This window comes from Arthrobacter sp. STN4, assembly GCF_024539665.1.
In the GTDB taxonomy this organism is placed as follows: Bacteria; Actinomycetota; Actinomycetes; order Actinomycetales; family Micrococcaceae; genus Specibacter.
Map to the genome: position 1 here is coordinate 1 of NZ_JAKZGX010000062.1, position 2303 is coordinate 2303.

Below are 2303 nucleotides of genomic sequence, written 5' to 3' on the forward strand. Positions count from 1 at the left end.
TGTTCGAAGGCAGCGACCTCAACGCGCGAGCAACATCCATGGTGGCCATATTAACTGAGACAAACCCCAGAAAGCCGTAGGTGGCCAGGTAAGTTGCGAAAATGGCCAACTAAATTGAGACAGGACAGAGCCAGCCGCAGTCGTGGGGAGGGCCGTTTCGCTTTAGTTTACATAATGTAGATTATCGGCGTTAAACCCACTGGAGTGGAAGTAGCTTCGAGAACACCCGGTCCGCCGAAGAATTCGAGGGTTTCGCAGGTCAACCAGTGTCCGCCGTAATTGAACGGGCCCGTGGGACGAATCAGGGTTTACCGTCGGATCCGTCGCGCCTGTAGGTTTCCTGCCTCCAGTGCATGTTTCCAGGGTTGAAGGGTCGTCGTGGGTGGTGCCGTTCCTGGTTTCGTCCCTCGAATGCTGATGAACCCGGCCGAAAACATCGCACGGGAAACCTGGAACCGTGTAGCGGTCACCAAGGAACAGGTCACCATGGGGACCGCCCGGATCGCATTGCCGGGCCGGATCCGCTGGCCGTGCGATGGAGCGCACCCCACGAACTCGCCAGCCTTGCACCCGTGGCCATCACCGCCGGCACTCTCGGCTGCTCCCCCGCCGCCATCGACCGCCTCGCCACGGACTCGGCCGTCGCCCACGCCCAATATGTCGCCGCGACGGGAACGGTCAGGAAAAGCCCCTGAACACGCCGTCGTCATCGGTGCGCCCCGCGAACTCTTCCCAGTCCATATTGGAGATGTTCAGGTTGTTCTCGACTCCCCAGAGTTCGCTGGCGATGCAACGAAACGGTTGGCGCGCATCATCGTCCAGATCAATAACCTGAATTGGATATCCACGTTCCATTGCAGCGCGATCCACTATGAACAGGACCGACACCTGGTCATTGGCCTTAATGGCAGCTTGTCGGACTTGCTCCCAACTGACGCCATCCCAAACGCTGTCATCGACCACATCCACGTAAGCGCGGAATCCGTCCCCGTTTTCCGCAAGAACAACGGACAATGCATCTTCCCAACGCTCTTCGTCGCTCAATGTCGTGCAGACCAGGAGTGATTTACTTGTCTTTGGGAGCGTCAACATGAGGCTATCGAACCACGGTTACCGCCCTTCACATTTGAACGCGCCCAGTCGGCATCTTTTTCGCCAGGACGGGTGCCCACTCCCCTTCCACCAATGACCGGCCGTGGTCGAGTTGAAGGCCGATGGACCACCCGGAATGTGGGCACGTGCCGGATGGTTGGTGAGGAGCGTCCTACTGCAGCTTGCCGGGTTCGTGCTGGGCGCCGGCAGCGCCTGCGGTGGCGACGATGTCTTGCAGTGCCGTCACATGCGCGGCGAGTGCGGCGCGTCCGGCCCCGGACAGGTTGACCCAGGTACGGGGCCGTTTGCCGACGTATCCCTTCTCCAGTTCGACATAGCCCAGTTTTTGGAGATTCGTCAGCTGCTTGGACAACGCCGAGTCCGAAAGCCCGAGCTCGGTGCGGACGAAACCGAACTCCGCCCATTGGGTGCCCGCCAGCAGGGACACGATGTGCAGCCGGGTGGGGTCCAACAACATCTGATCCAAGGACCTTTCTCGCGGCGTCACGGGTGCCGTCTTTTCCTCTCGTCCGGGGCCATGTGCAGCAGCGAATGGGATACCGGTCGGAGCACCAGCACCACCACCGCGGCGATGGCCACGGACCAGACCGTGTGCGTGAGCGGCACATGCCAGGTGCTCGATCCCACGGCAATGAGGAGGCACAGCGCCAGGAAAGCGATGGCCAGCAGGTACTTCCCGCTGACTGCTTTCCGTGGCACGGATTGCCGGTCCGGCACCGCCCTGTAGCCCATTGCGGCGGCGACCCGCTTGGACCGGCTACCCAGGACCAGGAGCATGGCGAGTCCGGCGATGGCCAGTCCGGGCAACGACCCCAACGGCGACCACAGATCAGCGGCCAGCCCGGCCAGGATCGTTCCTGCGGCCATCGCCCACCAGAGCCACTCCGGCTTTCTCGCAGCCTTCGCCGCCGCCCGCTGCTGCCGAGTGCGGATCCCGCCGAGCTCCGATGCCGCCTGCTCCGGCGACGGTGTCTCATGCTTCATCGCTTAACCCCTGCATTTCTCTCCAAGGAGGCTACTTTCCTGGAAAGAAAATAACATTAACTTTCCATCCAGGCAAGTACTCGACGAGACTCATGAAAAGTGCTCGCGTAATGGGGTGCGTGCCTCATTTGGGAAGTGCTCGCGAAATCTCTGGTGCATGTTCGGGTGCTTTGGTGTGCTGGAGGGATGGGCTACAGGGTGTCGTT

General features: G+C 61.1%; 4 protein-coding genes. 1 reads left to right on the plus strand and 3 read right to left on the minus strand.

All coding sequences use genetic code 11. From position 1 onward, the window contains the following. Positions 1-530 precede the first annotated feature (530 nt). Positions 531-695: a hypothetical protein gene (locus MMF96_RS19255; RefSeq protein WP_256884459.1), complete on the plus strand. Its 165-nt coding sequence runs from the start codon at positions 531-533 to the stop codon at positions 693-695. On the opposite strand, the gene MMF96_RS19260 is transcribed toward MMF96_RS19255, so the two are convergent. The 3 genes from MMF96_RS19260 to MMF96_RS19270 form a co-directional block, all read right to left on the minus strand. After that, on the minus strand, positions 679-1092 hold the full coding sequence (locus MMF96_RS19260) for a DUF6924 domain-containing protein (RefSeq protein WP_176615947.1): 414 nt from the start codon (positions 1090-1092) through the stop codon (positions 679-681). The genes MMF96_RS19255 and MMF96_RS19260 overlap by 17 nt on opposite strands. Before the next feature lie 172 nt (positions 1093-1264). Next, on the minus strand, positions 1265-1570 hold the full coding sequence (locus MMF96_RS19265) for a transcriptional regulator (protein ID WP_176615948.1): 306 nt from the start codon (positions 1568-1570) through the stop codon (positions 1265-1267). Between the two features lie 26 nt (positions 1571-1596). Continuing rightward, positions 1597-2097 (minus strand): hypothetical protein, encoded by a 501-nt coding sequence (locus MMF96_RS19270; protein WP_176615949.1) that lies wholly within the window; start codon positions 2095-2097, stop codon positions 1597-1599. Between the last annotated feature and the right edge of the window lie 206 nt (positions 2098-2303).